Below are 26898 nucleotides of genomic sequence, written 5' to 3'. Positions count from 1 at the left end.
GGCCGAGTCTCGGTGCCGGCCCATGGCCGACCGTGGCGGGTGAATTCAAACGGGCAGGTTTTCTTGAAGGCGAGGCGATCGAAACACCGCCGCAGATTGGGCTACAAATTCACTTGCTTCTTCGCCCCGGCACGAGAATCACCGCCATCGCGCCAAGAATCAGAACCAGCGCAACGAAATCTGGCCAGTGCGGCACTTCACCCAAGAACAGGCTACCCGACATCACCCCAACAACCGGAATGATCATGATCGACAAACTCGACACCACCGGCGGCAGCGACTTCGCCAAGCTAAACCACGCTACTTGGCAAAACGCAAACACACCAAATGCATTGTAAAAAATTGGCCACCATTGTGACCAACCCTGCGGCGCGCCCACGTCAGTGCCCTCAAACCAAAAACCAGCCAAGCCCATGGCCACAATGGTCGGCGGCATCATGGCATGAGTGAAAGTTAGGGCATGCAAACCCGTGGGGTAATGCCGAATCAGCGTGGTGCCAAAACCCCAGCATGCGGCGGCAATCAGCATCAAAATCACGCCCAGTGGGCTGCCAGCGATTGCGGCAAACTCGGACGAAAGCAGCAACATCGCAGCCACCATCGCCAGGGTCAAACCGATCCAGCCACGCCGGCTAACCGGGTGCGCGAACATCAAACCTGATAACACCGCCCACACGGGCATGGTGTAGCCCAGAATGGCTGCACGGCCCGAACTCAGTTCCTTCACCGCCAAAATACAAAACAGGTGCCAGCCAATCATGTTCGGAATGCACAGCAAGGCAAGCCTGCCCCACATCTCGCGAGGCACCTTCAGGGACACCTTCATTTGCCGCGCGACAAACCACATGGCCACCATGCCAAACACCATGCACAAAGTGCGAAAGTGCAAAGGCGGGTATTGCGTGACTGCATACTTCATCACGGGCCAGTTCATTCCCCAAATGGCGGTGATGCCAAGCAGAAGCTGGATTTGTTTTAAGGAAAGAGTTGCAGCTGGCACGTAAGTGAATGATCGTTCAGTAAAGCGCCCCAGTGTAGTGCATTGGCCCATACTTGCCCCTAGGGGCTTGCCCTGATCCTGTACAATAGCGACACCTTCCAACTGTTCCTGCACGCAATGGCCAGCAATCGTTTTACGCAATTTACCTCTTTCCCGAAACGCCTTGCGCACAGTTGGCAACACAGCAATTCCATGCTGTGTGTGGGTCTGGACCCGGATGTGTCCCGCATGCCAGAAGGCTACGGCACCAGCCCGGCAGAAATCGAACGCTTCTGCATGGAAATTGTGAAAGCCACGGCCGAGTTCGCCTGCGCATTCAAACCGCAAATTGCCTACTTTGCTGCCAATCGCGCTGAAGCAGCGCTGGAAAACATTCTGGCCTACGCCAACGAAATTGCGCCACACGCCACTACCATTCTGGATGCAAAACGCGGCGACATTGGCGCCACCGCCAAGCAATACGCCATTGAAGCATTCGAGCGTTACAAGGCCGACAGCGTTACATTGAGCCCCTATATGGGCAGCGATTCTGTCGAGCCCTACCATGCGTATGCCGACCGGGGTCTGTTTTTGCTGTGCCGCACCTCCAACCCCGGTGGCAACGACTTGCAGTTTTTAAACACTGAGAAAAACGAACCGCTGTACCAAACAGTCGCCAAACTGGCCACCACCACCTGGAACCCCCACCAGCAAGTGGGCTTGGTGGTTGGGGCAACCTATCCGGAAGAAATCAAAACCGTGCGCGCTTTGGTAGGTGATTCACCCCTGCTGGTGCCAGGCATTGGCGCACAGGGTGGCGACTTGCTGAACACTGTTAAAAACGGCCTTTGTAGCCAAGGTTGGGGCCTGTTGATCAATTCATCTCGCGCCATTTTGTACGCCAGCAGCAAGGCTGATTTCGCAGGCGCTGCGGCGCAGGAAGCCCGAAATACCCGTGACGCAATTCAAGCCACAAAAGCCGTGGCACTTTCAGGCTAAAATCAAAGCATTACACATATTCATGTTCAGGTAAAAAGAGCCACACTGGCCGGCCTGCACTGAGGAGACAGGGATGAAAATACTTCTGGCCGAAGACGACAGTTTGTTGTCTGAAGGTTTGTCGCAATCGTTGCGACAGGCCGGCTACGCCGTCGATTGCATGTTCAAGGGCAGCGACGCCGACACCGCGCTCACCACCATGAACTACGACATCTTGATACTCGACTTGGGTTTGCCAAAAATGAGTGGGTTGGAGGTGCTGCGGCGGCTGCGCGCTCGCGGCAACAACATGCCTGTGCTGATCCTGACTGCAGCCGACAGCGTTGAACAACGCGTGCAAGGACTGGATGCCGGGGCCGACGACTACATGGCCAAACCTTTCGACTTGAAAGAGCTCGAAGCCCGTGTTCGGGCCTTGGCGCGAAGGGGCACGGGTGGCGGGGCCAGCATCTGGAAGCACGGCCCATTAACCTTTGACCAGGTGGGGCGAATTGCTTACATCAACGACGACATGCTCGACCTTTCCGCTCGCGAAGTGGGTTTGCTCGAAGTACTTCTTCAAAGGGTAGGCCGCCTGGTCAGCAAAGAACAATTTGTAGACCACCTTTGCGAGTGGGGCGAAGAGGTGAGCAACAACGCCATTGAGGTTTATATTCACCGGCTGCGCAAAAAAATTGAAGTCAACGGTGTTCGAATCGCCACCGTGCGTGGCTTGGGTTATTGCCTTGAAAAATTTGTCGAGAAAGAAGCCACTCCCGATGCGAATGCCAACGCCAACACATAAGGCAGGTGCCTGATTGGCTTGGTACAAACGCAACCCGCTGGCCTCGGGGCAACAACAACGACGCTCGCTGTTTGGCGAAATTCTCGACTGGATGCTGGCGCCCCTGCTTATTTTGTGGCCCATGAGCATTGGCGTTACTTACCTGGTGGCCAAGTCGATTGCCAACGATCCCTTCGACCATATTCTTGATGACAAAATAACTGCGCTGGCCCAAGAAGTGGCTGCGCAAGCACCCAGCAACCAATTTGCCATTCCCAAAGAGGCCATGGAAATATTGCTGGCCGATGGCACCGACCAGTTGCGCGTTCAGGTGTTGGGCAAAGGCGGCGAATTTTTATTGGGTGACGAACGCACCCTGCCCATTCCGCAACGCGAGGCCCGGCAAATTGGCGTGGTCAATTTCCGCGACATCGTGGTGAATGGCGAGGACTTCCGCGCAGGCCACCTGTGGATTGAACTGCCCACCGTGGGCGAAAACCGGTTCATGCTGATTCAGATCGCAGAAACACTGGGCAAACGCGACAGCCTGGCCAATGAAATCATCAAGGGCGTAATTCTGCCGCAATTCGTGATCCTGCCCCTGGCCGTATTGCTGGTGTGGTTTGGCCTGTCGCGAGGCATCGCCCCCCTCAACAGCTTGCTGGACATTATTCGTACCCGCAAACCCGACGACCTCAGCGCCCTTCAAACCACGGACACACCCGAAGAATTGCTACCGGTAATTACGGCCTTGAACGAGCAGTTGGAAAGGCTTGAACAAACCATCGACACTCAAAAGCGATTTGTAGCCGATGCAGCCCACCAACTTAAAACACCATTGGCTGGCCTGCGCATGCAGGTTGAATTGCTGAGCGATGAAACCGACGAGGCCGCCAAGCTGCGCAGCCTGCGCCGCCTGAAAGTTGGCACCGAAAGGTCAACCCGCCTGGTGAACCAATTGCTGGCCTTGGCTCGAACCGAGGCACCCTCCGTTCTACAGTTTGAAAAACTTGATTTAACCCACATTGCGCGCACAGTAACCCGCGACTTTGTGCCAGACGCGATGAACAAGCGCATCGACCTGGGCGTTGAAGTACCCGATCACCCCGTGTACGTGAACGGCCAAACCTTGATGCTGACCGAGATGCTGAAGAATCTGGTTGAAAATGCACTGCGCTACACTCCGAATGAAGGCTGCGTGACTGTGCGGGTGGATGACAGCCCCCAACGTGAAGCCATTGTGCTGGAAGTGGAAGACGATGGCCCCGGCATTCCGGAAAGCGAACGCTACCTGGTATTTGATCGTTTTTACCGCGTACTGGGCACCAGCGAAGATGGCTCAGGGCTTGGATTGGCGATTGTGCAGGAAACCGCCACACAGCATGATGCCAACGTCAGCATCCATGACAACCCGAAATCCAGCAATCCCGACCGACCAGGCACCCTGATGCGTGTCAGTTTCCCGCCGCGCCACCGGCAAATGGAAGATTGAATGCTTAAAATACAAACTCAACTTTTCTAGAAGCACCCAATGAAAGCAAAAGGCAGTGAATGGCACGCCCCCGAAGACGACAACCACAAGCTGGCAAACCTGTGTGGCCCGGTGGACGCCAACCTTCGGCAAATTGAAGCCGCTTTGAATGTAAAAATTGCACGCCGCAATGGCACCTTGAATGTGGTGGGCGACAAGGAAAATGCCAAGCAGGCTTTCATCCTGATCAATCATTTTTTTGAGAAAAGCGACAAGCCGGTTACTGCTGACGAAATTCAGTTGGCCTTGGTTGAACTGAAAAACACCAGCACCGTGGCCAGCACAAAAAAAGAAATTCCCCTGATTGCCGGGGCCGAGGAGCCCGTGGTTTTGCGCACCAAAAAAGGCGACTTGCAGCCACGCACAGAACGCCAAAAAGACTACTTGAAAGCTGTGCTTGAGCACGACTTGACCTTTGGTATTGGCCCAGCCGGTACTGGTAAAACCTACCTGGCCGTGGCCTGCGCCGTGGATGCACTTGAACGCGACAGCGTGAAACGAATTATTTTGACTCGCCCCGCTGTGGAGGCTGGTGAACGCCTAGGCTTCTTGCCCGGTGACCTGAACCAGAAGGTAGACCCCTACCTGCGCCCCTTGTACGATGCGCTTTACGATTTGGCGGGCTACGAGCGCGTTCAAAAATGGTTTGAGCGCAATGTGATTGAAATTGCACCCTTGGCCTACATGCGCGGCCGCACGCTCAGCCACGCTTTTGTCATTCTGGATGAAGCCCAGAACACCACGCCCGAACAAATGAAAATGTTTTTGACCCGCATTGGTTTTGGCAGCAAAGCAGTGATCACCGGTGACGTGACCCAGATCGACCTGCCACGCGGCCAGCAAAGCGGCCTGGTGCAAACCCAGCATGTACTGCGCGGTGTGAAAGGCATTGCCATGACCTACTTCACCAGCGCCGACGTGGTGCGCCACCCGCTTGTGGCCCGCATTGTTGAGGCCTACGAACGTTTTCACAACCCAGAACGAACCGGCACCGCTGGCGAAACCAATGACGAGTAAAACAAACACACTGGTCAGCGTGGCCATTCAATGGGCCATGCAGGCCGACCACCCTCCCTTCTCGGAAGTGGACAACAGCCGCATTCGCCGTTGGGCCAAAGCCTGTTTCATGGACAGGGCCGACATTACCATTCGCATGGTGGGCGAAGAAGAAGGCCAACAACTGAACCGGGATTTTCGGGGCAAAGACTACGCCACCAACGTGCTGACTTTTCCCATGGACATGCCCGACCTGGGCGCTGACTCGGGCCTGCCCGTGTTTATGGCCGACATTGTAATTTGCCCGGCTGTGGTGGAACGCGAGGCCGCCGAGCAGGGCAAAGACCCGATTGACCACCTGGCCCACTTGATTGTTCACGGCTGCCTGCACGCCCAAGGCTATGTGCATGAAAGCGACAATCAAGCTGAATTGATGGAAAACCGGGAAATTGAAATTCTAAAACGTTTCAGGATTTCAAACCCTTACGTGATTTCAGTCAAAAAATAGTGGCTTTTTAAGGCCGCAGGGCTTGACCACTTTTAAAAACTTGGCCATAATCGCGGTCTTCGGTTGAGGGCCAACGCCCAAAAGCGAAATGTGGGTCGTTAGCTCAGCTGGTAGAGCAGAGGACTTTTAATCCTTTGGTCGTGAGTTCGAATCTCGCACGACCCACCACAAAATACAAAAAGCCTGAGTCCAAAAGCTCAGGCTTTTTTCATTTCTGACAATCTGGTGTCCACCAAGCTGCAAAATCTATCCCTAAGATATGTACGCTTTATCGTACGTTCGTTTTAGCGTACAATCAAACCACTTACACAAGCTTGAGGTCATCATGGCTGGAATCACTGCAACCGAGGCTCGCAGCAATCTTTATCGCTTGATTGACGAAACCGCAGAGTCTCATCAACCCATCGTGATCACCGGGAAACGTCACAGCGCAGTGCTTGTTTCTGAAGAAGACTGGTCTGCCATTCAAGAGACGCTTTATCTACTATCTGTTCCAGGAATGAGAGAGTCAATTCGAGAAGGCATGGACACGCCAGTGAACGAATGTGATCAGGAGTTGGACTGGTGACCTGGACTGTCGTTTACACCAAACAAGCCCAGAAAGACGCAAGAAAATTGTCTGCAAGCGGTCTAAAACCCAAAGCCCAAGAACTGCTTGCGATCATTGCCGAAGACCCCTACCGCAAACCACCACCCATTGAGAAGCTGGTCGGCGACTTGGCTGGAGCCTATTCGCGGCGAATCAACATTCAACATCGTATGGTTTACCAAGTACTCGACAGCGACCGTGTAGTCAAAGTACTGCGCCTATGGAGCCACTACGAATAGTTTGGGTTGAAGTCACTAGTGTCGGCCTTTTTACATTACTGGCATTCTCCGTGCCACAAACACATCTAAATCTTTCACCCCTTCAGTAACAGTAAATCACCACCAATATTTCAATGGGGTTTGCCTGATGAATGTGAAAGCACTTCTCGCCCTTGGCGCAACAGCAGCACTCCTTTCCGCTTGCCTGTCTGGCGGAGACTCCACAACAAGCGCCAGCAGCACTGGCCAACCCATCAACCCCAGTGAAACACCTCTGCAATTGTCAGAATTCTCGGTGGCCAACGGTTGCTTCGGTTTGCAATCCGCATTCAGCCGGCAATTTGTGCAACCGGCAGCAGCCCGCTATGCAGCAGGCCCGGCCACGCAGGCAGAAAACTTCACCCTGCGCCCTACTGAATTGGGCAAGTATCTGATTTACGGCAGCGATCGGCAAATGATCACAGCCCAAGGCAACACCTTGGTGGCCAGCGCTGAACCCACAGACGCTGCCGTGTGGCAAGCCAGTTTTGACCAAGCCAAAAGCCAGTTCAGCTTCACCAACGCGGCAGGCCAGTTTCTTGCGCTGGATGAAACTACCGGCCTAAGCACCACAAGCGAACCCACCGAACGCACTCAATTCAAATTAACACCCAGCAGTGATTGTGCTGCCTACCCCGAAATGCCCACCGCCATGGAAGGCACGCCCTACAAAGGCCGCGGTGAAAACAAACCCATTATTGGCTTTGCCGACACCCACACGCACATGGGGATGTCCAGTGAAATGTCACTGGATGGCAGCGTAGGCCCCTCCGCAGGTGGCGTGCTGTACGGCGAAGTGGTTCACCGTTTTGGCATTCCCCACGCACTGGGCAGTTGTGAAGGTTTCCACGGTCCCAATGGTATTCGCGATGCCAACAACATTCTGGAAACAACTCCAGGCGCTCAGCACGACACACAGGGTTGGCCCACATTTGTGGACTGGCCGCGCCGCAACTTCCTGACCCACCAAGTGATGTATCACGCCTGGGTTGAACGCGCATGGCGCGCTGGTTTGCGTGTCATGGTGAACCACGGCACCAACATTGCGGCCCTTTGCCGGGTCGGCCAAACCTATGCAGGAAAACCTGAAGCAGACTGCAACGACATGAGTGTGGCCAGCAAACAGGTGGAGTATTTGTACGACGTACAAGATTATGTGGACGCACAATTTGGCGGCCCCGGCAAAGGCTGGTACCGAATTGTAAAAACCCCGGCCGAAGCCCGCAAAGTGGCCAATGAAGGCAAACTGGCCGTGGTGCTGGGCGTGGAAGTAGCGCAAGTGTTCAACTGTGGCGTCACCATGCTGCCCGGTGGCGCTGAAATTCGCAAATGTGACCAAGCGCAAATTGACGAAGAAATCGACAAACTGTGGGCACTGGGTGCACGCCATGTGTACCCCTTCCACGACATCGACAGTTCACTGGGTGGTGCCGGTATTTTCAGTGGCGACGTCATCAACTTCCTGAACTTTCTGGACACCGGCGCCTTCTGGAAAACCACAGAATGCCGCGACTTTCCCGAGAACGAACCCTCGGTGCGTGAACCTGGCACCAACATGACCACTGCTGTGCCCGGCACGGGCAGCAACGCACTGACCAATATGTTGCTTGAGGCCGTGGGTGGCATTACGCCCCTGTACCCGGACGGCAAGCGTTGCAATGCCCGCACGGTGACCGATCTTGGCCAATACGCGCTCACTGCGCTGATGAACCGCGGCTTTGTGATCGACATTGACCACGCGGCCTACCACAGCAAAGACATCATGCTGGACTTGGCCGAAAGCATGAACCCGCCCTACCCCATGGCGTCTTCGCACGATGCGCACGGTGGCTTGACCAGCGACCAGGCTGTGCGCATGCTGAAAAGCGGTGGTGTTATTTACCCCTACAAAGGCAATGGCATCAAGCATGTGGAATTTCTGGAAAAACTGAAGTTCTGGCGCAACAAGGCTGGGATGAATAACTCGCTACTAGGCTTGGGTTACGGTGCAGATGGCAACGGTTTTGGTGGTCACCCTGGCCCGCGCGGTGGCGACAGTGTGCCGGTTCAATACCCATTCACCCTGTTCCGGGGCGAAGGCTGGGGGCCGCGCTACCAATCGCTGCCGGAAATGAAAGTAAACCTGCTGACCATTCCGGAAAGTGGCAAGTTCTGGCACATCGATGAAGTGGGCATGGCGCACTACGGCATGGTGGCCGACTTCGTGGAAGAAGTGCGCCTTGAAGGCGGCGGTGAAGCAATCGACGCGCTTTACAACAGCGCTGAAGCCTATGTACGCATGTGGGAGAACGTGTACTACCGCAACAATCCGAAATGAAATCGCTTGGCTTGATCGCGGTGCTGCTTGCAGCACCCGCCAGCGTTTGGGCACACGCCTTTGGCGAGCCTGTGCAACTGCCCATGCCCTATGGGCTGTACATCGCAGGTTCGGTGTTGGCGCTGGTGTTGTCGTTCGTGCTGCTGGCTTTCAGTGGTCAAGCTGGCGGCAAATTGCTCCATCGATTGAATGCATGCGGCCTGTTGTCCTGGCCTGCATGGCCTGCACAATGGGTTGACAGAGTACGCGCGGCAGGCTCATTGTTCTGGCTAAGCGCGCTGCTGTTTTGCATTGTCACCGGCCTTGTGGGCAGCAACGACAGCCATCGCAACTTCAACATGACCTTCTTCTGGATTCTGTTTGTGCTGGGTGGTGCCTATGCATCAATGCTGATTGGTGACTGGTACAAGCACCAACACCCTTGGCGGTTTCTGCTGCCCGCACACTGGCCTGGCGTTCGAAAGTATCCACACTGGCTTGGCCATTGGCCCGCCTTGGTGCAACTGGTGTGCTTGGTCGCCATTGAACTGTTTTTTCACAGCACGCCGCGCAAGCTCGCTTTGCTGTTGATCGCTTTCGGGGTTTTCAACCTCGCAGGTATGTGGCTGTGGGGCACACGGCGCTGGTTGCAACGTGGTGAATTATTCGCGGTGTTGTTTCGGCTGTTCGCAGCGTGTTCGCCACTGCGTAGAACTGGCAGCACCAATGGCCAATACCGCTGGCGAATTGCCCTGCCCTTTTCCGATCTTCGCCGCCTTCGGCTGTGGCACCCTGCACAATGCCTGTTCGTGCTGTTTCTGCTGTCGTCCACCGCTTACGACGGCCTGCGTGAAACCGCGGTGTACTTCAATATTTTCTGGCAAGACCCATGGGGAATTTTAACCAGCGCCTTTGGTGATCACCCGCTGAAAATTTATCCCCAAGTGCGGCCCTGGTTCATTGCCTGGGAAATGGTCTTGCTGATCGCATCCCCGTTTTTTTACCTGCTGCTGTTTATTCTGTTTCTCGCCTTGGGGCGCATGCTGACCGGTGGCAAACAACCCATCGCCTTTCTGCTTTGCCGCTATTTGCCAAGCTTGGTGCCCATTGCCGTGGTGTACCACCTGACGCACTACTACACCTTGCTGTTTAGCCAGGGCTTGAAAATTCGGGGTTTGGTGTCTGATCCCTTCGGCTGGGGCTGGAATATTTTTGGCAATGCCATCACGGGCCGCCTGCCCTGGCTGCCCGACATGGCCAACATTTGGACTAGCCAGGTGGTCTTGATTTTGGCGGGGCATGTTGCGGCTGTGTGGTTGGCTCACCAACAGGCTTTGCAACTTGAACACAGTAGCAGCCGCGCCACATTGAGCCAGTTGCCCATGCTGGTGTTGATGGTGGTATTCACCAGCGTGGGGCTTTGGATACTGGCACAACCGCTACAGGGTTAAGCCATCAGCCTGGCATTTTGGTGGTACGCAGGTAAGGCAGCTTGATGTCAATGTTTCCGAACTTCTCGGTGGCCTGCTCATTGTTCAGCGACAAAGCAACAATCACATCTTGCCCCTGTACCCAGTTGGCTGGTGTTGCAATTGGCTTGCCGTACGTGGCTTGCAGCGCATCAAGCGCGCGCAGCACTTCTGCAAAATTTCGGCCCACCGACATTGGATAAGTCATCGACAACTGCATTTTTTTGTCGGGACTGAAAATGAATACCACTCGAACACTGGCAGAGTCTGCCGCTGTTCTGCCATCGGGCAAGTAGGCATTTGCTGGCAACATGTCGAGCGCCTTCGACACTTCAAGCGACTTGTCCGCAATGATTGGGAAAGATGCCTTCGCGCCAGAAAACTTTTCAATATCGCCTTTCCATTGCTTGTGTTCTTCAACACCATCAACCGACAAACCGATGACCTTGGTGCCGCGCCTTTTCCATTCCTCGGCCAACTGCGCCACTGCGCCAAACTCAGTGGTGCACACAGGGGTAAAGTCTTTGGGGTGACTGAAAAGAATGGTCCAGCTGTCGCCAATGAAGTCGTGCAACATAAAGCTTCCCTGGTCCGTCTCCAGGCTCAGATTAGGTACCACGTCATTAATTCTTAAACCCATTGATATCTCCTTGTTAAGGCATTTCACGAACCTAGCTGCCAAAACCTTTCAGCAATACGGCAGTCAGCTCATCCAGAGTCCCCAAGGGTACTCGTTTCTTCGGCGTCAATCCATCCGTGAAACCCATGGCTCTGAAACGGTCCAGAAGGCGCTCATCTTTGGACACAACAAACACTGGGACGTCCCAAGGCGTTGGCTCTCGCGATACGCTGCCTGTGGGCTGGTGGTCACCGATCATCACATACACGGTTTCTCGTGGCTCGGGCTGGCTGAAATAACCCGCAAGCCAAGTGTTGGTGTAATTGATCGTGCGCAGGTAATCGGGTTTCATGTATTCCCAATTCACAGGCTCGGCCTGCGCGCGGGCTGCAGCCGCCGCATCAAAAGGTTGAGGGCCTAACAACTTTTTCCAGTCAGACTGATAGGGTGGTACCTGGTGAAAAGGAAAATGGCTGGAAATGGTTGGGAAAAAAGTAAACCTGGGCTTGGCCGATTCATCGCGCGGGTACAGCTGCTCAACCCGGGCCGCCGCAAACTGGTCTGGAATTTTCCAGAAACCAAATGCAGGGCCTTCGTAATTCAAGGCCGGGCCATCAATGTATTGATCAAAACTGTAAAAGGCGCGCTCCACCCACTCCCAGCCCACGGAATGATAAAGGCCAAAGGTTTCGTAACCTTCTCGCTCAAACACATCCAGCAAAGTGGGTCGCTCAGTGGTCAACAGCACATCATGTTTACGTGAATCTTTTAAATCAATGCCCGACAACACAGACAAGTGCGCAAGATCACTCGCACCGCCAATGGTCGGCGACACATAAAACGCAGACACTACATTGCGGCCACTCGCCAAAATAGACTTTTCAAGTTGTGTGCGGGTTTGCGCAACAGCCGCTGAAGAATCTTTCTGGTCATAAAGCACGGCGCCATAAGTTTCCAGAAAAATCATGTGTACATCGCGATTGTTCAGCGCAGCCAAGGCGGGTGTATTTTCCTTGGCCAAGGTCTCGTCGATCACTGTGGTGGCTGGCAGCAATTGCGCCGCACGCGAGGGCACTAAAATGTCGCGCAGCTTCATCGCCTCTTTCCAGTAAACAGGCACCACAGCCTTCGATACAAAAGTGGGTTTGTCCGGGTCTTCGGAATAATTAACAAGCACGACCACGCCGGCCAACAGCAAGGCACTCCACAACCACAGCGTTTTGGCAACAGGTTGTACTGCATTGCTCACGGTGTGCATGGCAACTTGCAACAGGCGGAAGTAAGCCCACACCGCAGCACAAGCCAGAAGCGCAACCAGCACGGTCAACCACACAGGCAAGCCTTGAACCGTAACCCAAACAAAACGCGGAAGCTGTGGCACATCCCAGTACAAGTTGACCGGGCGCCCCAATAAGTTAGGAACCACCACATCGGCATAATGACCAAATGCCATGAGCAAATACACTGCGGAAAGAATACCCAGTGCCCGCACGGACGGCTTGCCAAACACCGCAACCCAGGCAGAAAGCAACATGATCAAGCACACAAACTCGGGCGACACGCCCAGGTCGGGCAGCACATACACCGTGGGCCAAATGGCCGAGAAGCACAGAGTGGAGTTTAAAAAAATCAAGGCCAACAACAATTGACCGCTGAAGCGCCACTTCGACACCTCGGTGGTTCCACCAAGGCCCAAGCCAAGACTGCCTCGCAGTGCGGTATCTGTAGAACTCATGACTGCTTCACACCGATTTCATTGTGCGCCACAGCCCGAGAGGGCGCAGCACTGAGTAAGGAAACGACCAAGGCCGCAACGAAAGGCAAACTTTGGGACACCAACACCAGGCACCAGGCCAGGTTTTCTCTGGAATCAAAGCCCAACTGGAAATAAATAAGCCCCACTGCACACAACAACACAAATGCCAAAACGGATTCATCCCGTGCTGCATTCACCGCATACAGCAATGCCATTCGATTGGCCATTTTTGGGGTTCGGATGAAGGGAATTTTTCTCCCCACAAACAGACCCGACAGGGTGGCGCGCCCAATCGCGTAACTTAACGACAGGCCCGCCAATGTGGCCGCCAATGCCGTTCGAAAGCTGGCCTTGACCTGTACCAGATACAGCGTAAAAAGCTTGGTGATTTTGAACGCAAAAAACATGATGGGCACCACGCTAATCAACAGCGGCGGCGCATTGAATGCCAAGGGGTCGAACAACATTAATCCCGACCACAGCACAGCCAGCAGGGTGAAAATCAGATTGACCCCATCGGCGATCCAGGGCAACCAACCCGACACAAAGTGATAACGCTGGCCTGCGGTCAGTTTGCTTCGTTTGAACCCCAGCAACTGACCCGCATGCTCGCGCAAAATTTGCATGGCCCCATAAGCCCAGCGATGACGCTGTTTTTTGTAGTCTGTAAAAGTGTCGGGGATCAAACCATGCCCATAACTTTGATCGATATACACCGCTTCATGGCCCTGCTCAAAAATTCGCAGCCCCAGTTCGGTGTCCTCGGTAATCGTGCTGACTCCCCAGCACCCCACCTGCTCAAGCACCGACCGGCGAACCATGGTCATGGTGCCGTGCTGAATAATTGCGTTGCGCTCATTGCGGGTGACCATACCCAGATGGAAAAAACCTTTGTACTCGGCGTAGCACACGGATTTGAATGCGCTGTCCACGCCATCCCGGTAATCTTGCGGCGCTTGCACAATTGCAATCTCGGGCTTTTCAAATTCGGGTGCCAGGTGTTTTAGCCAATGCGGCAGTACCTTGTAGTCGGCATCAATCACGGCCACCACCTCGGCCTGCGGGGAGGTTCGCTCCAGTGCAAAATTCAAGGCACCCGCTTTGTAGCCGCTGAGGGGGCTCACATGAAAAAACCGGAAGCGCTTGTTTGGCTGTTGGTCCAAATGTTGGCAATGGGCCTGCACAGGTCGCCAGGTAGCTTCGTCTTTCGTGTTGTTGTCCACCACAATCACTTCAAAGTGCGGGTAGTCCAACCGGGCCAGCGCATTCAAAGTGTCGATCAGCATTTCAGGCGGCTCTTCATAAGCTGGCACGTGAATCGAGACTAAAGGCTGATAGACCGCAGCACTTGCGGCCTCGACTTCTGCACCCTTGGGCAAGGTCAACAGCCTGCGCCTACTGCTGTACCACATCGCCTCGGCCCATTCATGGGCTTCCGACATCACGATCACAAACACCCCAACCACGCCCAACAACAAAAACACCGAGATCGCGACACTGGCCCAGGTGTGGTACTGCAAGGTGAAGTCGTAAATCACATAAATAATCAAAGATGAAATGACAAATGCATTAAAGATCAAGAATGTGCGCCCGCTGTCGCGCAGGGTTTTGCTGTCAATCAGCAGCAGGAAAGTCATCATCAACGCCACTACGATGGATGCCGCTGCAAGCAACTTCCATTGCGGTATGGCAATAATCGGTCGATCGGGTTCAAATTTCGGATCGCGGAATGAATCGAACACGCCCCAATGCCCGCCCACACTGCCTTCAATATCCGACTTCCACGGTTGATCGAAAGCCTCCATCACATAAAACACCATGTTCTCTTGCTCTGCACGCTGAATGAAACGGCGCAAAAATTTGGCTTGATTGGCCTGTGATGCATCGGCCTGCTTGAAGGAGCGACCATTGCTGGGCCAGCCTACTTCCGTGACTACAATTGGTTTGCCAGGAAACGCCATTTGCAGTCGCTTGTAGGTGTTGATTGAAAAATCAACCGCATCGTTCAGCGCAATCCCTTCCCAAAAAGGCAGCAAATGCACGGCAAGATAATCGACGTGCTCAGCCAGTTCCGGGTTTTTCAACCACACATGCCAAGGTTCGGCGGTACTCACCGGAATGTCCGTTTCAGTCCGCACCTCGTCCAGGTAAGCAATCATTTGCTTCAGGTTCAGGTCTTCTCGCAGCAGGGCTTCGTTGCCCACAATCAAACGGACAACATTGTAGGGTGGGCTGTGCGCCACGCTGAGCAAACGTTCAAGTTCTTTTTGATTGGCGGGCAGGTCTGGGCTTAACCAGGCCCCCAAGGCCACATTGATGTTGTGGGCTTGGGCCAGCGCGGGAATTTCTCCGAATATGCCAGCCACTGTGTAGGTTCGAATGGCCAGTGTTTTACCTGCCAACAGGGACAAGTCGCGATTGATGTCTTCAAGCTTGGGTTCGATGTTGTCGATGGGGCTTTGCCCGGCCTGGTAGGGCGAAAACGCGAAACCTGGAATAACCTGATTCCAGGGCGGTTCCTGAGCAGGTTGGTTGATGTAACCGTAACCCCCGACAACCAGCAACACAAAAGCAAACAGCGCAAAAACGGAGGGCATGGGCGTACTGCTTTAAAATCGATTCAATGAATTCTATCTTGACCATGCAGATGCGCAAGAAGTTCTTGCAACACGGCACCCGGTTGTTCGGCTTGAAGAAAATGGCCGCACCCGGACAGGGTACAGGCTCTCACTCCTTTCGGAAAACATTGCGCATCCACCATCGGTTGCTGCAGGGCAGCCTGCATGCAACCGTCATTTTCACCAGCCAGCACCAGCGTAGGCACATTCAGTGGTTTTCTGGACAGCGCATAAATGGAACGGGTTGCCGCACGGTGCAACGTAAACAGCGAACGGTAGTAGCGAGTGGCAGCCCAAGCCACCCCAGGATTTGAAAACGCTTCGAGCACCGGTTGAATCTCGGACTCGGCATACTGCCACCCCGGGGACCAACTGTTCCACAGCGCCCGAATTCGACCAAACTGATTGGCCACCAACCGAGCGGGTGCCGCGGTCGATTGCATTTCAAGCATGTAAGCAGAAAGCACAAGCTGCCTGGGCATTAGTCGCCAAGCCCGCTCAACCCTTTGAAATGGTGGAATTGCCAACAGGCTGAGAGTTTTCCAGGCCTGCGGTTCGGTGGCCGCTGCAGCCATGCCGGCCACGGCGCCCCAGTCGTGCCCGACCAAGTGAACATCACGCCCTTCAAATAAATTTCGCCAGGCCAACAAATCAAGCCCGGCATTGAAAGGATCGTAATCTGCGCCGGGACTGACCGAACCGGTTGTGTACCCTCGAAGCCACGGCCGCACCACAAGGTAGCCCGCCTGCACCAGCCCTTCGGCTACAGCGTGCCAGCTGTGCGGTGTGTCGGGGAAGCCATGCACCAACATGGCAACAGGGCCATTGGCGGGTCCACTCGCAGAACCCTCCACCATCGCACTCAGCTGCAAGTCATCGCGCTGCAAATTAAGAACAGAATACGTCATAGGGAGCGGCTGAAGTTACCTCTGAAAAATGCTTCCAGGCGAAAGGTCAAAGCCACATAGGGGTCGCGATTGCCTTCGGTCGGGAAATGAATTTCAGGAATGATGTCCATAAACAGAATATTTTTGTGAATGTCACGCCGATAATAGGCCTGCAAAATATAATCCTTGATTGTGTTCTCCCCGCGATCCTCGCCAACAACAATCAAGGCGTATCGAAGCGCAGTACGAGAGTCCAGAATACGGTTAATTTCAGCAGTTTGAGAAAATACCGTAGAGTCGCGCCTTTCCTCGTACTCTGCATAGGTTTGAAAACGCAGGGTTTTCTCTTTGTCCAGCGGCTTGTTTAAATCGAAATTGGTTCGCACCTGCAAGCCGCGCTGGTTGAACTGGGTCACCCGGCTTGAAGAATTGATTTGCCATTTACTCTCGCTGAAATTCCACTGCCGCAAGGCGGAATAACGCAGGTAAGGATCAAGTGGTGCACCAAACTTCACACCCAGGCCCAAGCCCTGTACCCACGCCTGGGTGGGGTCTTTGGACGAACGCTGTTCCAGACCTACCGCCGAATTGTTGGTATCGAACCGCTCGCCACCGCGCACTTCTCGAATACCCTGCTCCGAAAGACGACCCAGAGGTTCTTCAATGTCACTTTCAATAATCAGGCGCAATCGTTTTTTGGTGGTGGGCATGTCCACCCGAAAGCGAACACTGGGGTCTAATTTGGAGTCGCCGGGCTGAAGCCGAGTGTCCAGCGCCACACGCAGAAACGATTGGTTTTCAACAAACAGGCTGTCTTCAGTGCCAAAAAACTGGTCAATATTGCGTGCAGTGTTGTCGACCATTCGGGTTAAATCATAATGCACTGGCTCAAAACGTTCTTGAAGCCAAACAGGCAAATCACTCTCTGTGTTCGCAGCTTGGGCAACACTGCCCAAAGTAAACACGCACAAACCAACGGCAACAACGGCGGGGGCTATTTTCAAAGCCTTCTCCTGATCAAGCTGTACTGCAGGTCAATACACGATACCAATGTACGCCTTTAAACAAGGGGGCGTAAGTCCCTGAATCTAGTGATCAATGCTGCTAAACACATCGAGTTCAAGCGTTTGAATTCCCCTCCCCGCCTTTTCTGCTCAACAAGCTGACCACCAGGGTGATCACCGTGATCGGCACCACAAAACTCAGCATGGTATTTGAATACAAATCGAGTGCATCATGGCCTTGCGCATCCAAAATCAAATACACCACATACGCGGTGTAGTAGGCCAGAAATACGCCACCTTCCCATCGCGCAATTTCTCGCCCGGTCAGGAAAATTGGCAAGCAGGCAAACGCCACCGCCAGCATCACCCACATATCAAACGCGAGCAAAGAAGGTGCAACTTGCAAGCCAGCGGGTACTGCCACCAGGCTTGAAATACCCAGGCAAGCAAAAATGTTGAATGTTGAACTGCCCACCACGTTGCCCACGGCAATGTCGCGCTCCCCCTTGAGTGCGGCAGCAATCGAAGTGGCCACCTCCGGCATGGAGGTGCCGGCAGATACAATGGTCAGTGCAATAACCACGTCGCTGACTCCCATGGCCTTGGCAAACACCACAGCTGAACCTACCAACCACTCTGAGCCCAATACCAACAAACCCAAACCCAAAGCAATCAAAGCCAGTTGCACAGGCAATTTGGAATCCCAACTGCCTTGCGCAGCAGGGTGTATTTCTTGCTCATACTCAGCTTGAGACTCTTTAACTTGGGTTCGGGACTGAATAATCAAAAAAGCGGTGTAAGCCACCATGAGCACAGCAAGAATACCGCCATCGCTCCAGGACAGTTGCCCATCGAGGCTTAACAACAGCAGCAACACCGAAGCGCCTATCATGATCGGTACTTCCTGCCGAATCAGTTGAAGATTCACAACGAGAGGGGTGATCATGGCGCTCAAGCCCAAGATAAACAGCACATTGAAAATATTGCTGCCCACCACGTTACCAATTGCAATGTCAGTGGTACCGGCCAGTGCCGCCCCAACCGACACGGCCACCTCGGGCGCGCTCGTGCCAAAAGCAACCACCGTTAAACCCACCACCAATGGCGAAATGCCGAACGAAAAGGCCAGGTTGGATGCACCGCGCACCAGCACATTGGCCCCCAACACCAGCAAACCCAAACCGGCTACAAACAACAACACGTCGATGAGCATTTAACTCCCCCTGTGCAACAACCCCATTGTGAGGGATAAGAATTCGCTCGATTTCTCATCCCGGATGCGTTTCTCGTACGATACAAATGTTACCGCCTGAATTCTAAAAACGCATGAAACCTGTAATTTTTTGCCTCGAAGACTTTGAAATGCATCGTTTTGTTCTGGAAACGCATTTGACACGCCTGCTCGCCGATCGGGTCGAGGTGAAATACTTCAGGAGCCTCGCACAGCTAAAGGCCTCGAACAGCCGTTGCCAGCTTCTTATCTCAGATCTGAATGTAATCGACTCCAAAGCAGAAAACACCGCCCGCTTTTTGCTCGAGTATTGCGAACACACACCTGTCATTGTTCAGTCCACCGAGGAAGAACTGCCATGGCAGCTGGAACAGCAAGCCGCAGGTCGAATTCAAGCCGCTGAAAAAGGCGGTCAAGGTCAAAGGTTTACACGGGCCATTGAACACTTCATGGCGCAGTGTGATCAAAGCTTGTCCCTGAAAATGAAATAAGCTGCACCCACCAGGCACAAACCGGCCCACAAATAATCAAGCTTTAGCGGCTCTTTCATATAAAACACCGCAAACGGCACAAACACCGTCAACGTGATGATTTCCTGCATCACTTTCAATTGCCCCACCGACAACACCGTGTATCCAATACGGTTAGCAGGCACCTGAAACAGGTATTCAAACAAGGCAATTCCCCAACTGACCAAGGCAGCAATAATCCAGGGTTTCTGGCTCATGTCTTTCAAATGGGCATACCATGCAAAGGTCATGAAAATATTGCTGATCAACAACATGGCAATGGTGACCGGAACAGCGGGCATGGCAACTCCAGATGATTTGACGAACTTGCGGCATTGAATCTGCGCTAGTGTAACCAAATTGCCGTACTGAACGAATACGCTACCTAGACTCAAATTCAAATAACCGAGTAATCAATTTGCCATGCTTAAATTTGTAAAAACATTGTTGCTGGTGATCGCATTTTCAATCAGCAGCGCCAGTTTTGCAGCCGACTTTGACCACAACTACACGGCGTGGAACAGTCTGCTGGCCAAACATGTGAAGTGGTTACCCGACAACAAACAAACCGCTGTGGACTACGCGGGCTTTCAAAAAGACCGCCAGGCCTTGAAAGCCATTCTCGGCGACTGGTCGGCGCTTAGCCAAACCGATTTCAACAGCTTCTCGAAAAGCCAGCAAATGGCATTCTTGATCAACGCCTACAATGGTTTCACCATTGAGTTGATTTTGACCAAGTATCCAAAAATCAAATCCATCAAGGAAATCGGAGGCGTGTTCAGTAGCCCCTGGAAGCAGGAGTTTTTTACATTGCTGGGCGAAAAGCGACACCTGGACTGGATTGAACACGAGCAACTTCGCCCCAAGTACAAAGAACCCCGCGTTCACGCTGCTGTGAACTGCGCCAGCATTGGCTGCCCGGCCTTGCGCAACGAAGCCTTTACCGCAATCAAACTGAATGCCCAGTTGGACGACGGCATGCGCCGTTTTCTAAGCGACGCCAGTCGCAACCGGGTCAAGAACGGTGAGCTGCAAGTGAGCCCGATATTCAAATGGTTTGCCGAGGACTTTGAAAAAGGACATCAGGGTTTCAAAGAAGTGAAGGATGTATTTGCCAAATGGGCCAAGGACATGGGCTCTACGCCGGAAATAGTCGATAGAATCGCATCCAAATCATTGCCGGTGACGTATACAGAGTACGACTGGTCGCTCAACGACATCCCACGTTAATCCTGATTCACCGATTCATGCCTCATCCAAAAACGCTGCTACTGTTTAATTACGACTGGGACGAACAGGGGGCCAACCGGCTTCGTGCCCAATGGCCCAGTGTGGCTTCAGGATTTGATTTGTTCAGCTTTCCGAGCAATGCACGCCTGGCTTGGTTCGACACCGAGCGCTTCGTGGCCAAGGCTGCGGTGCTGGCCAAACTTCACGGTGCAAAAGCTGTGGCGTCCAACCACGAACAGTTTGGTGCCCTGTGCGCTGCCCTGCTGGCCGAAAAAATGGGCTGGCCCGGCACGCCTGTGAACGCCATTCTGGCTTGTCAGCACAAATTGCACGCCCGCGAGGTGCTGGAGCAAGTAGCGCCCGAAGCGAACCTGCCTTTCGCCAGACTGAATGCAGCCTATGGCGGCCCTGTGCCCCAAGGTATTGAATATCCACAATTTGTGAAACCCGTGAAGGCCACATTCTCGGTGCTGTCACGACAAGTTAAAAGTGCCCGGGAACTTCACGACCACACACGCTTTGGCCCATGGGAGCTGTGGGTGATCAAGCACCTGGTTGAGCCGTTCGAGCGCGTCGCCAAGAAACGGCTTCCTGAAGCAGGCACTGCGCACAGCATGATGCTGGAAGCCCCCATGCGTGGGCGGCAATTCAACCTCGACGGCTATGTGTGGCAAGGCCAGGTTCGACCGCTGGGCGTGGTGGACGAGGTCATGTACCCAAACACCGATGCCTTCATGCGCTTTGAGTACCCCAGCAAATTGCACCCTGATGTACAGGCACGCGCGGCCGATGTAGCAAGGCGTTTTCTGAACGCAGTTGGTTTTGATCATGGTTTGTTCAATATGGAATTTTTCCATGACGAAGCCACAGACAAAATCACCGTGATTGAATTCAATCCACGTATGGCCTCGCAGTTCTCCGACTTGTATTTGCGCGTGGACGGCATCGATCTGCATGAAATTGCATTTGCACTGGCGCACGGCATTGACCCGGCCACACTGGCACGCGAGGTGCCCACTGCAGGCGCCACCGCGAGCTTCGTGTACCGCTCATTCGATCCGAAAGCCACGGTACCATTTCCAAGCTTTGTACAAAAAACCACTTTCCGGAAAGCCTTTCCGGATGCCTTGCTGTTTGAATACCCCAAAGACACCAAAGAGTTGCACCGGGATTTCAAGTGGCTGCGCAGTTACCGCTATGGAATCATCCACTTGGGTGGCGACAACCCTCGTGATCTAAGGCATCGCTGCGAACAGGCGAGCGCCATGCTAGGCTGGCCAGCGCCTTATCTTGAAGACCCGGCAGGAACTGTTTTCAGCGAAACAGGTCAGTTCATCGACTTGATTCAACCCCGCACAGGAGAAGTATTTTGATATTTACACGCACCCACAAACTATTGATCGCCGCCAGCCTGGTGTTGGGCCTAAGCGGCTGTAGCGCAATGACCGCCCAAAACCCCGCCAGCGAATTGACGCCTGTGAACGCCGCAGAAATGGAAGGTGCAGATCGCCTGATGCTGTTTGGCGCCGATGTGGTGGCCTATTTCACACAAAACGCCTACGTGCAGGGAAAGCCTGAGTTCAGCAGCACCTACCAGGAAGTGGATTTTCACTTCTCGAGCGCTGAACACAAGGCGCTGTTTGATGCAGAACCCACGAAATACATTCCTCAATATGGCGGCTACTGCGCCAACGGCATTATGTTCGGCATTCCCTGGGGTGGCAATGCCACCGACTTCAACGTGGTGAACGGGAAACTGTACATTTTCGGCGGCACGGTGTCGCAAGCGGCCTTCGAGCTTGAAATGGAGAAAAATATTGCCTTGGCTGACGACTATTGGGAGCAAGAGGTCAAAGGCAACAACAGCTTCATTCAACGCGCAAAGCGCCTCGTCATTCGCGTACCGCACTACAAAACCGGAGAAGAGCAGGCCGCTGAAGTTCAAGCCGCCCGTAAGCTGGGCAGCTGAAGATTAAAAATTAAATGTTAAAAAAATGGTCGTACAAACATTTCACGGTTAAAACATGAATTGTTTGTGCGATTATCAATTTTCGAGTTTTTTCCAATCGTTCTATACAACGAGGTACTCATGAAAAGTTCAGCAATCTCCATTTCACGTCGTCTCTTTTCCGTGGCAGCCATTGCGCTGGCCGCAGGCTTTTCAGTGTCTGCGCACGCTGAACAGGTTTTGAGAGTCACCACCATTCCCGAAGAAGCCGCGACCGAACAGATCCGCAAATTTGAGCCATTGGCCGCCTATTTGTCCAAGGCTGTAGGTATGAAAGTGGAGTTCACACCCGTGAGCGACTACCCAGCCGCGGTAGAGGCCCTGGTTAACAAAAAAGTAGACCTGGTGTGGTTTGGCGGCTTTACCCATGTGCAGGCCAACTTGCGCTCCAACGGCAAAGTGATTCCGATTGCCCAACGTGTGGAAGACACCAAATTTCAGTCGGTGTTCATTGCCAAAACCGATTCAGGTATCAAAACCCTGCAAGACATGAAGGGCAAACAAATTTCATTTGGCTCACAAAGCAGCACTTCGGGCCACTTGATGCCACGCAGCTTCCTGCTCGACGCAGGCTTGGAGCCTGAAAAAGCATTCAAACGTGTGGCCTACTCTGGCGCGCACGATGCCACCATTGCATCGGTAGTGAGCGGCAAAGTAGACGCGGCGGCCCTGGACATCACCGTGTGGAAAAAGTTTGTGAACGAAAACAAGGTGGACACAAAAGCTGTAGACGTGTTCTACACCACACCGCCCTACTTCAACTACAACTGGACCGTGCACCAGGACATGCCTGCCGATTTGCGCAAGAAAATCCAGAAAGCCCTGTTTGACCTGGACCCAGCCGTGCCCGAACACGCTGAAATCCTGAAGTTGAACCGTGCCACGCGTTATATCGACACCAAGCCTGAAAACTACAAAGGTTTGGAAAGCGCCGCTCGCAGCGCTGGCTTGTTATAATCAAAAAGTAGAAGGGGGCCCGCATTGGGCCCTCGCAGTAATATGGGGAACGCAGCGCAGTGAAGCTTCAAATTCAGGATATTGATGCCTGCCATCCCTCCGCACCCTCCAGCAGCGTACCGGCGATCAAGAAAATGTCGCTGCAAATTGGCAGTGGAGAACAAATCGCACTGATCGGTCCTTCAGGCGCAGGCAAAACCACGCTGCTTCAGGTCTTGTCATGCACTCTGAAACCCTTGCAAGGCAAAGTTGCTTTAAACGATCAAAGCCCTTGGGCTTTGAGCAAACGCAATTTGCAGAAACTGCGTGGCCAATTGATTGTTGCCCCGCAGGTGCCGCCGCTTCCCCCGCGGCAGCGTGTAATTACCTCGGTGTTGGCTGGGCGGCTACCCGCCATGAACCTGGCACAAAGCATCAAATCGCTGTTCTATCCGGTTGACATTCCCGCCGCGCACCACGCACTGAGCAAGCTTGATTTGCCCGAGAAAATTTTTGAACGCGTCGACCGACTCTCCGGGGGCGAGCGCCAGCGTGTGGGCCTGGCCCGCTTGTTCGTATCACCCGCCAAATTGTGGCTGGTCGACGAGCCCTTGTCAGCACTTGACCCCACGCGGGCCCGACTGGCCATGTCGGCACTCACAGAAACTGCGCGCGAAAACGGCATTACCCTCGTGTGTACCTTACATCAGGTGGACATGGCCTTGGCGTTCTTCAATCGCATTGTGGGCCTGCGCCACGGGCAAATCGAATTTGATTTACCCACTGAGCAGGTAACGCCTGCCATGTTGAAATCTCTTTACTCCCAGTACGAGCACGAACTTCTGGGTCAACAAGACCGCGAATTGATCGAAAAACAATTCGAGCGTGTAACGCCCGCAGTTGTGGTCAACAATTGCCGATGAACAGCCTGCACTTGCCAGTACACAACCCGCGCTTTGATGTGCCTGCGCGTGACCCAGCCTGGCATCAAAGGCTGTTCTGGATCATTTTTACATTCATGTTGTTGTGGCCCCTGACAGAGGCCACAGAATTTAGACCATCGGTTTTGTTTGAAGCCGAAAACATGAAAATCAGCGCCGAGTTCATTGGCAGCTTTTTTCCTCCAGTGCTCGAGCCTGACCTACTCGTTCGAATTTTGCGTGAAACATGGAAAACGGTGGCCATAGCCACTGCAGGCATGGTGTTGGCCCTTGTTATTGCATTCCCGCTCACTATTTTGTCGACTCGGGTTCTGTCGGTATCGGCCATCTCGGGAAAAATGGGCGCCTTGCCATTTGCAATTCGACAAGCCATCCGCTGGACACTCATTGTTCTGCGCAGCATTCCCGAACTGGTGTGGGCCCTGGTGTTTGTGCGTGTGGTGGGCCTTGGCCCCACAGCAGGTGTACTGGCCATTGCGCTCACGTATGGCGGCATGCTGGGCAAGGTGTACGGTGAAATTCTGGAAAGTGGCGAAACCACGCCAACAGAAACACTGCTGCGCAATGGCAGTGGTCGTTTGCAGGCTTTTTTCTATGGCTTGTTGCCGCAAAATGTCATGGAGCTGACCTCCTACACCGTGTACCGCTGGGAATGTGCCATTCGATCCTCGGTTGTGTTGGGATTTGTAGGGGCTGGTGGCCTGGGTCAGGAACTCGACAACTCCATGAAAATGTTCAATGGGGGCGAGGTGTCTACGATGCTGATTGTGTTCATCCTGCTGGTGGCCTTGGCCGATGCAGTCAGCGCTTTTTTCCGGAAGCGACTGGTATGAACACCATGCTGAACACCACGTGCCCGAGTAAAGCACCGCCTGTGATGAAAGGTGGGACAGCTGCCCTGCTGCTGGGCATGCTCACCTTGATCGTGGCCAGCTTCTGGACTCTCAACCTGAAATGGGGTGAATTTTTGTCCATGGAAGCATTCCGATCCATGGGGCGATTCATTGCCGAATTTTTCCCGATGGACACTCAGTCCGCTTTTCTGACCAAAGTGGGTTGGGGTACGCTTGAAACGCTGGCCATGTCACTGTTGGGCACTGCACTGGCCGCAGTGGCAGGTCTGGCCTTGGCCATACCTGCAAGCAAACTTCACAGCAATGACAAAAGCCGCATGCGCACACCCACGCGTTGGGTATTGAATGCCTTACGCTCGATCCCTGAACTGGTTTGGGCCGCACTTTTGCTGATTTCTGCAGGCCTGGGTCCTTTTGCCGGCACATTGGCACTGGCCTTTCACACCACAGGTGTATTGGGCCGGCTGTTTGCGGAGTCGATTGAAAATGCTCCCCCCGAACCTGCCGACGCATTGCGAACGCAGGGCATCGGTAATTTGAAAGTATTTTATTTCACCACCCTGCCGCAGGTATTGCCCCAACTGATGAGCTACACCCTGTACCGCTGGGAAAACAACATTCGTGCCGCTGCGGTATTGGGCGTGGTAGGTGCTGGCGGCTTGGGGCAATTGCTGTCGTTTCACATGGGCTTGTTCCAGATGGGCAAAACCGCCACCATTCTGGCAGCCATGTTGCTATTGGTCGCAATTGTGGACAGCATGAGCTACCACCTTCGCCGCACCATGACCCGATGACTTCGCTCAACCCATGAAATCCATGAACCCAACACCGCAATTCATACAGATTTACCAAGCCCAGGCCGAGCACATTCGAGAAGAACTGCTCAGTGGCTTGCGCGCCAGCAAGGCACACACTTCGCCCAAATACCTGTACGACGAACTGGGCTCCAAACTGTTTGAAGCCATCACCTGCATCCCCGAGTACTACCCCACCCGCACCGAGGCACTAATTTTTTCAAGCCATGGGCATGACATGGCCAGGCAGGTGCCCAAGGGCTCGGTGTTCATCGATCTGGGCGCAGGCAATTGCGAAAAAGCGGCCAAGCTGTTCAACGTGTTTCACCCCGCGCGCTACGTGGCTGTGGATATTTCCGTGGACTTCTTGAAAGGGTCGCTGGAATGCCTGCAACGGCAATTCCCGGAACTGGAAATGAGCGGCGTGGGCATGGACTTCTCCAGCGAACTCAACTTGCCTGCTGGTCTGGCGTTGAACCCGGCTCAGCCACGCGTGATGTTTTACCCGGGCTCCAGTATTGGCAACTTCACCCCTGAAGAAGCACTGCTGTTTTTGAAACAGGTGCATGCTGTGTGTTCAACAGCAACGGGTGGAGGCTTGTTGATTGGTGTCGACCTGGTCAAAAGCAAAGCGGTGCTTGAAGCGGCTTACGACGATGCACTGGGTGTGACTGCGGCATTTAACCGCAACATGCTGCTGCACTTCAACACACTGGCTGGCACCAACTTCCAGTTGGAAGACTGGAAACACATTGGCCTGTACAACACCGAACTAAACAGAATTGAAATGCACCTGGAAGCACTGCGCGATGTGGTGGTGACTTGGGAAGGTGGACAACGCCAATTTGTAGAAGGCGAACGAATCCACACGGAGAACTCTTACAAGTGGACGCTTACCGGGTTTGAAGACCTTCTGAAACGTGCGGGTTTTTTGGCGTGTAAGGCTTACACCGATCCGGATCAAAAGTTTGCGGTGTTTTGGGTGCAGGCTTGAAAGGCAGCGCCGCGAGCTTGCCTGTTTAATAGCCACCTCGACGGGGTTGCCCGATTCCGCACAGAAAACCGCTTAATCCCTTGTTGAATTAATTCTTGCTCACCGAGCTCAATGGAATGGACGCCTCCAA

General features: G+C 53.7%; 26 protein-coding genes and 1 tRNA gene. 19 read left to right on the top strand and 8 right to left on the bottom strand.

What is annotated here, in order from left to right; genetic code table 11:
- Window positions 1-109 precede the first annotated feature (109 nt).
- On the bottom strand, window positions 110-1051 hold the full coding sequence (locus B4N58_RS13240) for a DMT family transporter (protein WP_008250190.1): 942 nt from the start codon (window positions 1049-1051) through the stop codon (window positions 110-112).
- A 66-nt stretch (window positions 1052-1117) separates the two neighbouring features.
- On the opposite strand from B4N58_RS13240, the gene pyrF reads away from it, so the two are divergent.
- From pyrF to B4N58_RS13190, 10 genes are all read left to right on the top strand, one after another.
- The gene (gene pyrF / locus B4N58_RS13235) at window positions 1118-1978 is read left to right on the top strand and encodes an orotidine-5'-phosphate decarboxylase (protein ID WP_291750197.1); all 861 of its coding nucleotides are present in this window, start codon (window positions 1118-1120) and stop codon (window positions 1976-1978) included.
- A 73-nt stretch (window positions 1979-2051) separates the two neighbouring features.
- Window positions 2052-2762 (top strand): response regulator, encoded by a 711-nt coding sequence (locus tag B4N58_RS13230; protein ID WP_008250186.1) that lies wholly within the window; start codon window positions 2052-2054, stop codon window positions 2760-2762.
- A 13-nt stretch (window positions 2763-2775) separates the two neighbouring features.
- Entirely contained in the window at window positions 2776-4233 is a 1458-nt protein-coding gene (locus tag B4N58_RS13225; protein ID WP_008250184.1) for a sensor histidine kinase, read from the top strand.
- A gap of 39 nt (window positions 4234-4272) precedes the next feature.
- Complete coding sequence (locus B4N58_RS13220) at window positions 4273-5289, top strand: PhoH family protein (RefSeq protein WP_008250183.1); 1017 nt, start codon at window positions 4273-4275, stop codon at window positions 5287-5289.
- Complete coding sequence (gene ybeY, locus B4N58_RS13215; protein WP_291750192.1) at window positions 5279-5776, top strand: rRNA maturation RNase YbeY; 498 nt, start codon at window positions 5279-5281, stop codon at window positions 5774-5776. Before B4N58_RS13220 ends, ybeY begins: the two co-directional genes overlap by 11 nt.
- Before the next feature lie 92 nt (window positions 5777-5868).
- Window positions 5869-5944: transfer RNA gene (locus B4N58_RS13210), tRNA-Lys, on the top strand.
- Window positions 5945-6101: 157 nt separating this feature from the next.
- Window positions 6102-6344: a type II toxin-antitoxin system Phd/YefM family antitoxin gene (locus B4N58_RS13205; protein WP_275270077.1), complete on the top strand. Its 243-nt coding sequence runs from the start codon at window positions 6102-6104 to the stop codon at window positions 6342-6344.
- Window positions 6341-6604 carry a Txe/YoeB family addiction module toxin gene (locus B4N58_RS13200; protein ID WP_291750187.1) on the top strand — a complete coding sequence of 88 codons (264 nt, stop codon included), beginning with the start codon at window positions 6341-6343 and terminating at the stop codon, window positions 6602-6604. The genes B4N58_RS13205 and B4N58_RS13200 overlap by 4 nt, the downstream gene beginning before the upstream one ends.
- Before the next feature lie 127 nt (window positions 6605-6731).
- Window positions 6732-8939: a peptidase M19 gene (locus B4N58_RS13195; RefSeq protein ID WP_291750184.1), complete on the top strand. Its 2208-nt coding sequence runs from the start codon at window positions 6732-6734 to the stop codon at window positions 8937-8939.
- The gene (locus B4N58_RS13190; protein WP_291750181.1) at window positions 8936-10369 is read left to right on the top strand and encodes a hypothetical protein; all 1434 of its coding nucleotides are present in this window, start codon (window positions 8936-8938) and stop codon (window positions 10367-10369) included. The genes B4N58_RS13195 and B4N58_RS13190 overlap by 4 nt, the downstream gene beginning before the upstream one ends.
- A gap of 4 nt (window positions 10370-10373) precedes the next feature.
- On the opposite strand, the gene B4N58_RS13185 is transcribed toward B4N58_RS13190, so the two are convergent.
- The 6 genes from B4N58_RS13185 to B4N58_RS13160 form a co-directional block, all read right to left on the bottom strand.
- Complete coding sequence (locus tag B4N58_RS13185) at window positions 10374-11027, bottom strand: peroxiredoxin (protein WP_291750178.1); 654 nt, start codon at window positions 11025-11027, stop codon at window positions 10374-10376.
- A gap of 31 nt (window positions 11028-11058) precedes the next feature.
- Window positions 11059-12741 (bottom strand): sulfatase-like hydrolase/transferase, encoded by a 1683-nt coding sequence (locus B4N58_RS13180; protein WP_291750175.1) that lies wholly within the window; start codon window positions 12739-12741, stop codon window positions 11059-11061.
- The gene (locus B4N58_RS13175; protein WP_291750172.1) at window positions 12738-15359 is read right to left on the bottom strand and encodes a glycosyltransferase family 2 protein; all 2622 of its coding nucleotides are present in this window, start codon (window positions 15357-15359) and stop codon (window positions 12738-12740) included. Before B4N58_RS13175 ends, B4N58_RS13180 begins: the two co-directional genes overlap by 4 nt.
- A gap of 23 nt (window positions 15360-15382) precedes the next feature.
- Window positions 15383-16288, bottom strand: a complete 906-nt coding sequence (locus B4N58_RS13170; RefSeq protein ID WP_291750169.1) for an alpha/beta fold hydrolase — start codon at window positions 16286-16288, stop codon at window positions 15383-15385.
- Window positions 16285-17271: a hypothetical protein gene (locus tag B4N58_RS13165; RefSeq protein WP_291750168.1), complete on the bottom strand. Its 987-nt coding sequence runs from the start codon at window positions 17269-17271 to the stop codon at window positions 16285-16287. Before B4N58_RS13165 ends, B4N58_RS13170 begins: the two co-directional genes overlap by 4 nt.
- A gap of 115 nt (window positions 17272-17386) precedes the next feature.
- Entirely contained in the window at window positions 17387-18484 is a 1098-nt protein-coding gene (locus B4N58_RS13160) for a calcium/sodium antiporter (protein ID WP_291750165.1), read from the bottom strand.
- A gap of 149 nt (window positions 18485-18633) precedes the next feature.
- On the opposite strand from B4N58_RS13160, the gene B4N58_RS13155 reads away from it, so the two are divergent.
- Window positions 18634-18993: a hypothetical protein gene (locus tag B4N58_RS13155; protein ID WP_291750162.1), complete on the top strand. Its 360-nt coding sequence runs from the start codon at window positions 18634-18636 to the stop codon at window positions 18991-18993.
- Here the strand turns inward: B4N58_RS13155 and B4N58_RS13150 are convergent.
- The gene (locus B4N58_RS13150) at window positions 18966-19313 is read right to left on the bottom strand and encodes a DMT family protein (protein ID WP_008250158.1); all 348 of its coding nucleotides are present in this window, start codon (window positions 19311-19313) and stop codon (window positions 18966-18968) included. The two genes, B4N58_RS13155 and B4N58_RS13150, sit on opposite strands and share 28 nt — an antisense overlap.
- 121 nt (window positions 19314-19434) lie before the next feature.
- On the opposite strand from B4N58_RS13150, the gene B4N58_RS13145 reads away from it, so the two are divergent.
- The 8 genes from B4N58_RS13145 (at window position 19435) to egtD (ending at window position 26768) form a co-directional block, all read left to right on the top strand.
- Window positions 19435-20241, top strand: a complete 807-nt coding sequence (locus B4N58_RS13145) for a DUF547 domain-containing protein (protein WP_291750159.1) — start codon at window positions 19435-19437, stop codon at window positions 20239-20241.
- A 17-nt stretch (window positions 20242-20258) separates the two neighbouring features.
- Window positions 20259-21614, top strand: coding sequence for an ATP-grasp domain-containing protein (locus B4N58_RS13140; protein WP_291750156.1), 1356 nt, complete (start codon window positions 20259-20261; stop codon window positions 21612-21614).
- The gene (locus B4N58_RS13135; RefSeq protein WP_291750153.1) at window positions 21611-22210 is read left to right on the top strand and encodes a YHS domain-containing (seleno)protein; all 600 of its coding nucleotides are present in this window, start codon (window positions 21611-21613) and stop codon (window positions 22208-22210) included. The genes B4N58_RS13140 and B4N58_RS13135 overlap by 4 nt, the downstream gene beginning before the upstream one ends.
- Window positions 22211-22330: 120 nt before the next feature.
- Window positions 22331-23206 carry a putative selenate ABC transporter substrate-binding protein gene (locus tag B4N58_RS13130; protein WP_291750150.1) on the top strand — a complete coding sequence of 292 codons (876 nt, stop codon included), beginning with the start codon at window positions 22331-22333 and terminating at the stop codon, window positions 23204-23206.
- A 59-nt stretch (window positions 23207-23265) separates the two neighbouring features.
- Complete coding sequence (locus tag B4N58_RS13125) at window positions 23266-24108, top strand: phosphonate ABC transporter ATP-binding protein (RefSeq protein ID WP_291750147.1); 843 nt, start codon at window positions 23266-23268, stop codon at window positions 24106-24108.
- Window positions 24105-24959, top strand: a complete 855-nt coding sequence (locus B4N58_RS13120) for a PhnE/PtxC family ABC transporter permease (RefSeq protein ID WP_291750145.1) — start codon at window positions 24105-24107, stop codon at window positions 24957-24959. Before B4N58_RS13125 ends, B4N58_RS13120 begins: the two co-directional genes overlap by 4 nt.
- A 5-nt stretch (window positions 24960-24964) precedes the next feature.
- Entirely contained in the window at window positions 24965-25774 is an 810-nt protein-coding gene (gene phnE, locus B4N58_RS13115) for a phosphonate ABC transporter, permease protein PhnE (RefSeq protein ID WP_373567559.1), read from the top strand.
- Between the two features lie 22 nt (window positions 25775-25796).
- Window positions 25797-26768, top strand: a complete 972-nt coding sequence (gene egtD / locus B4N58_RS13110; RefSeq protein WP_291750201.1) for an L-histidine N(alpha)-methyltransferase — start codon at window positions 25797-25799, stop codon at window positions 26766-26768.
- The last annotated feature ends 130 nt before the right edge of the window (window positions 26769-26898 follow it).

Source organism: Limnobacter sp. UBA3528 (assembly GCF_002377005.1).
Taxonomy (GTDB): domain Bacteria; phylum Pseudomonadota; class Gammaproteobacteria; order Burkholderiales; family Burkholderiaceae_B; genus Limnobacter.
Note: the sequence above shows the minus strand (reverse complement) of the source record. Positions and strands in the feature narration are given on the sequence as shown.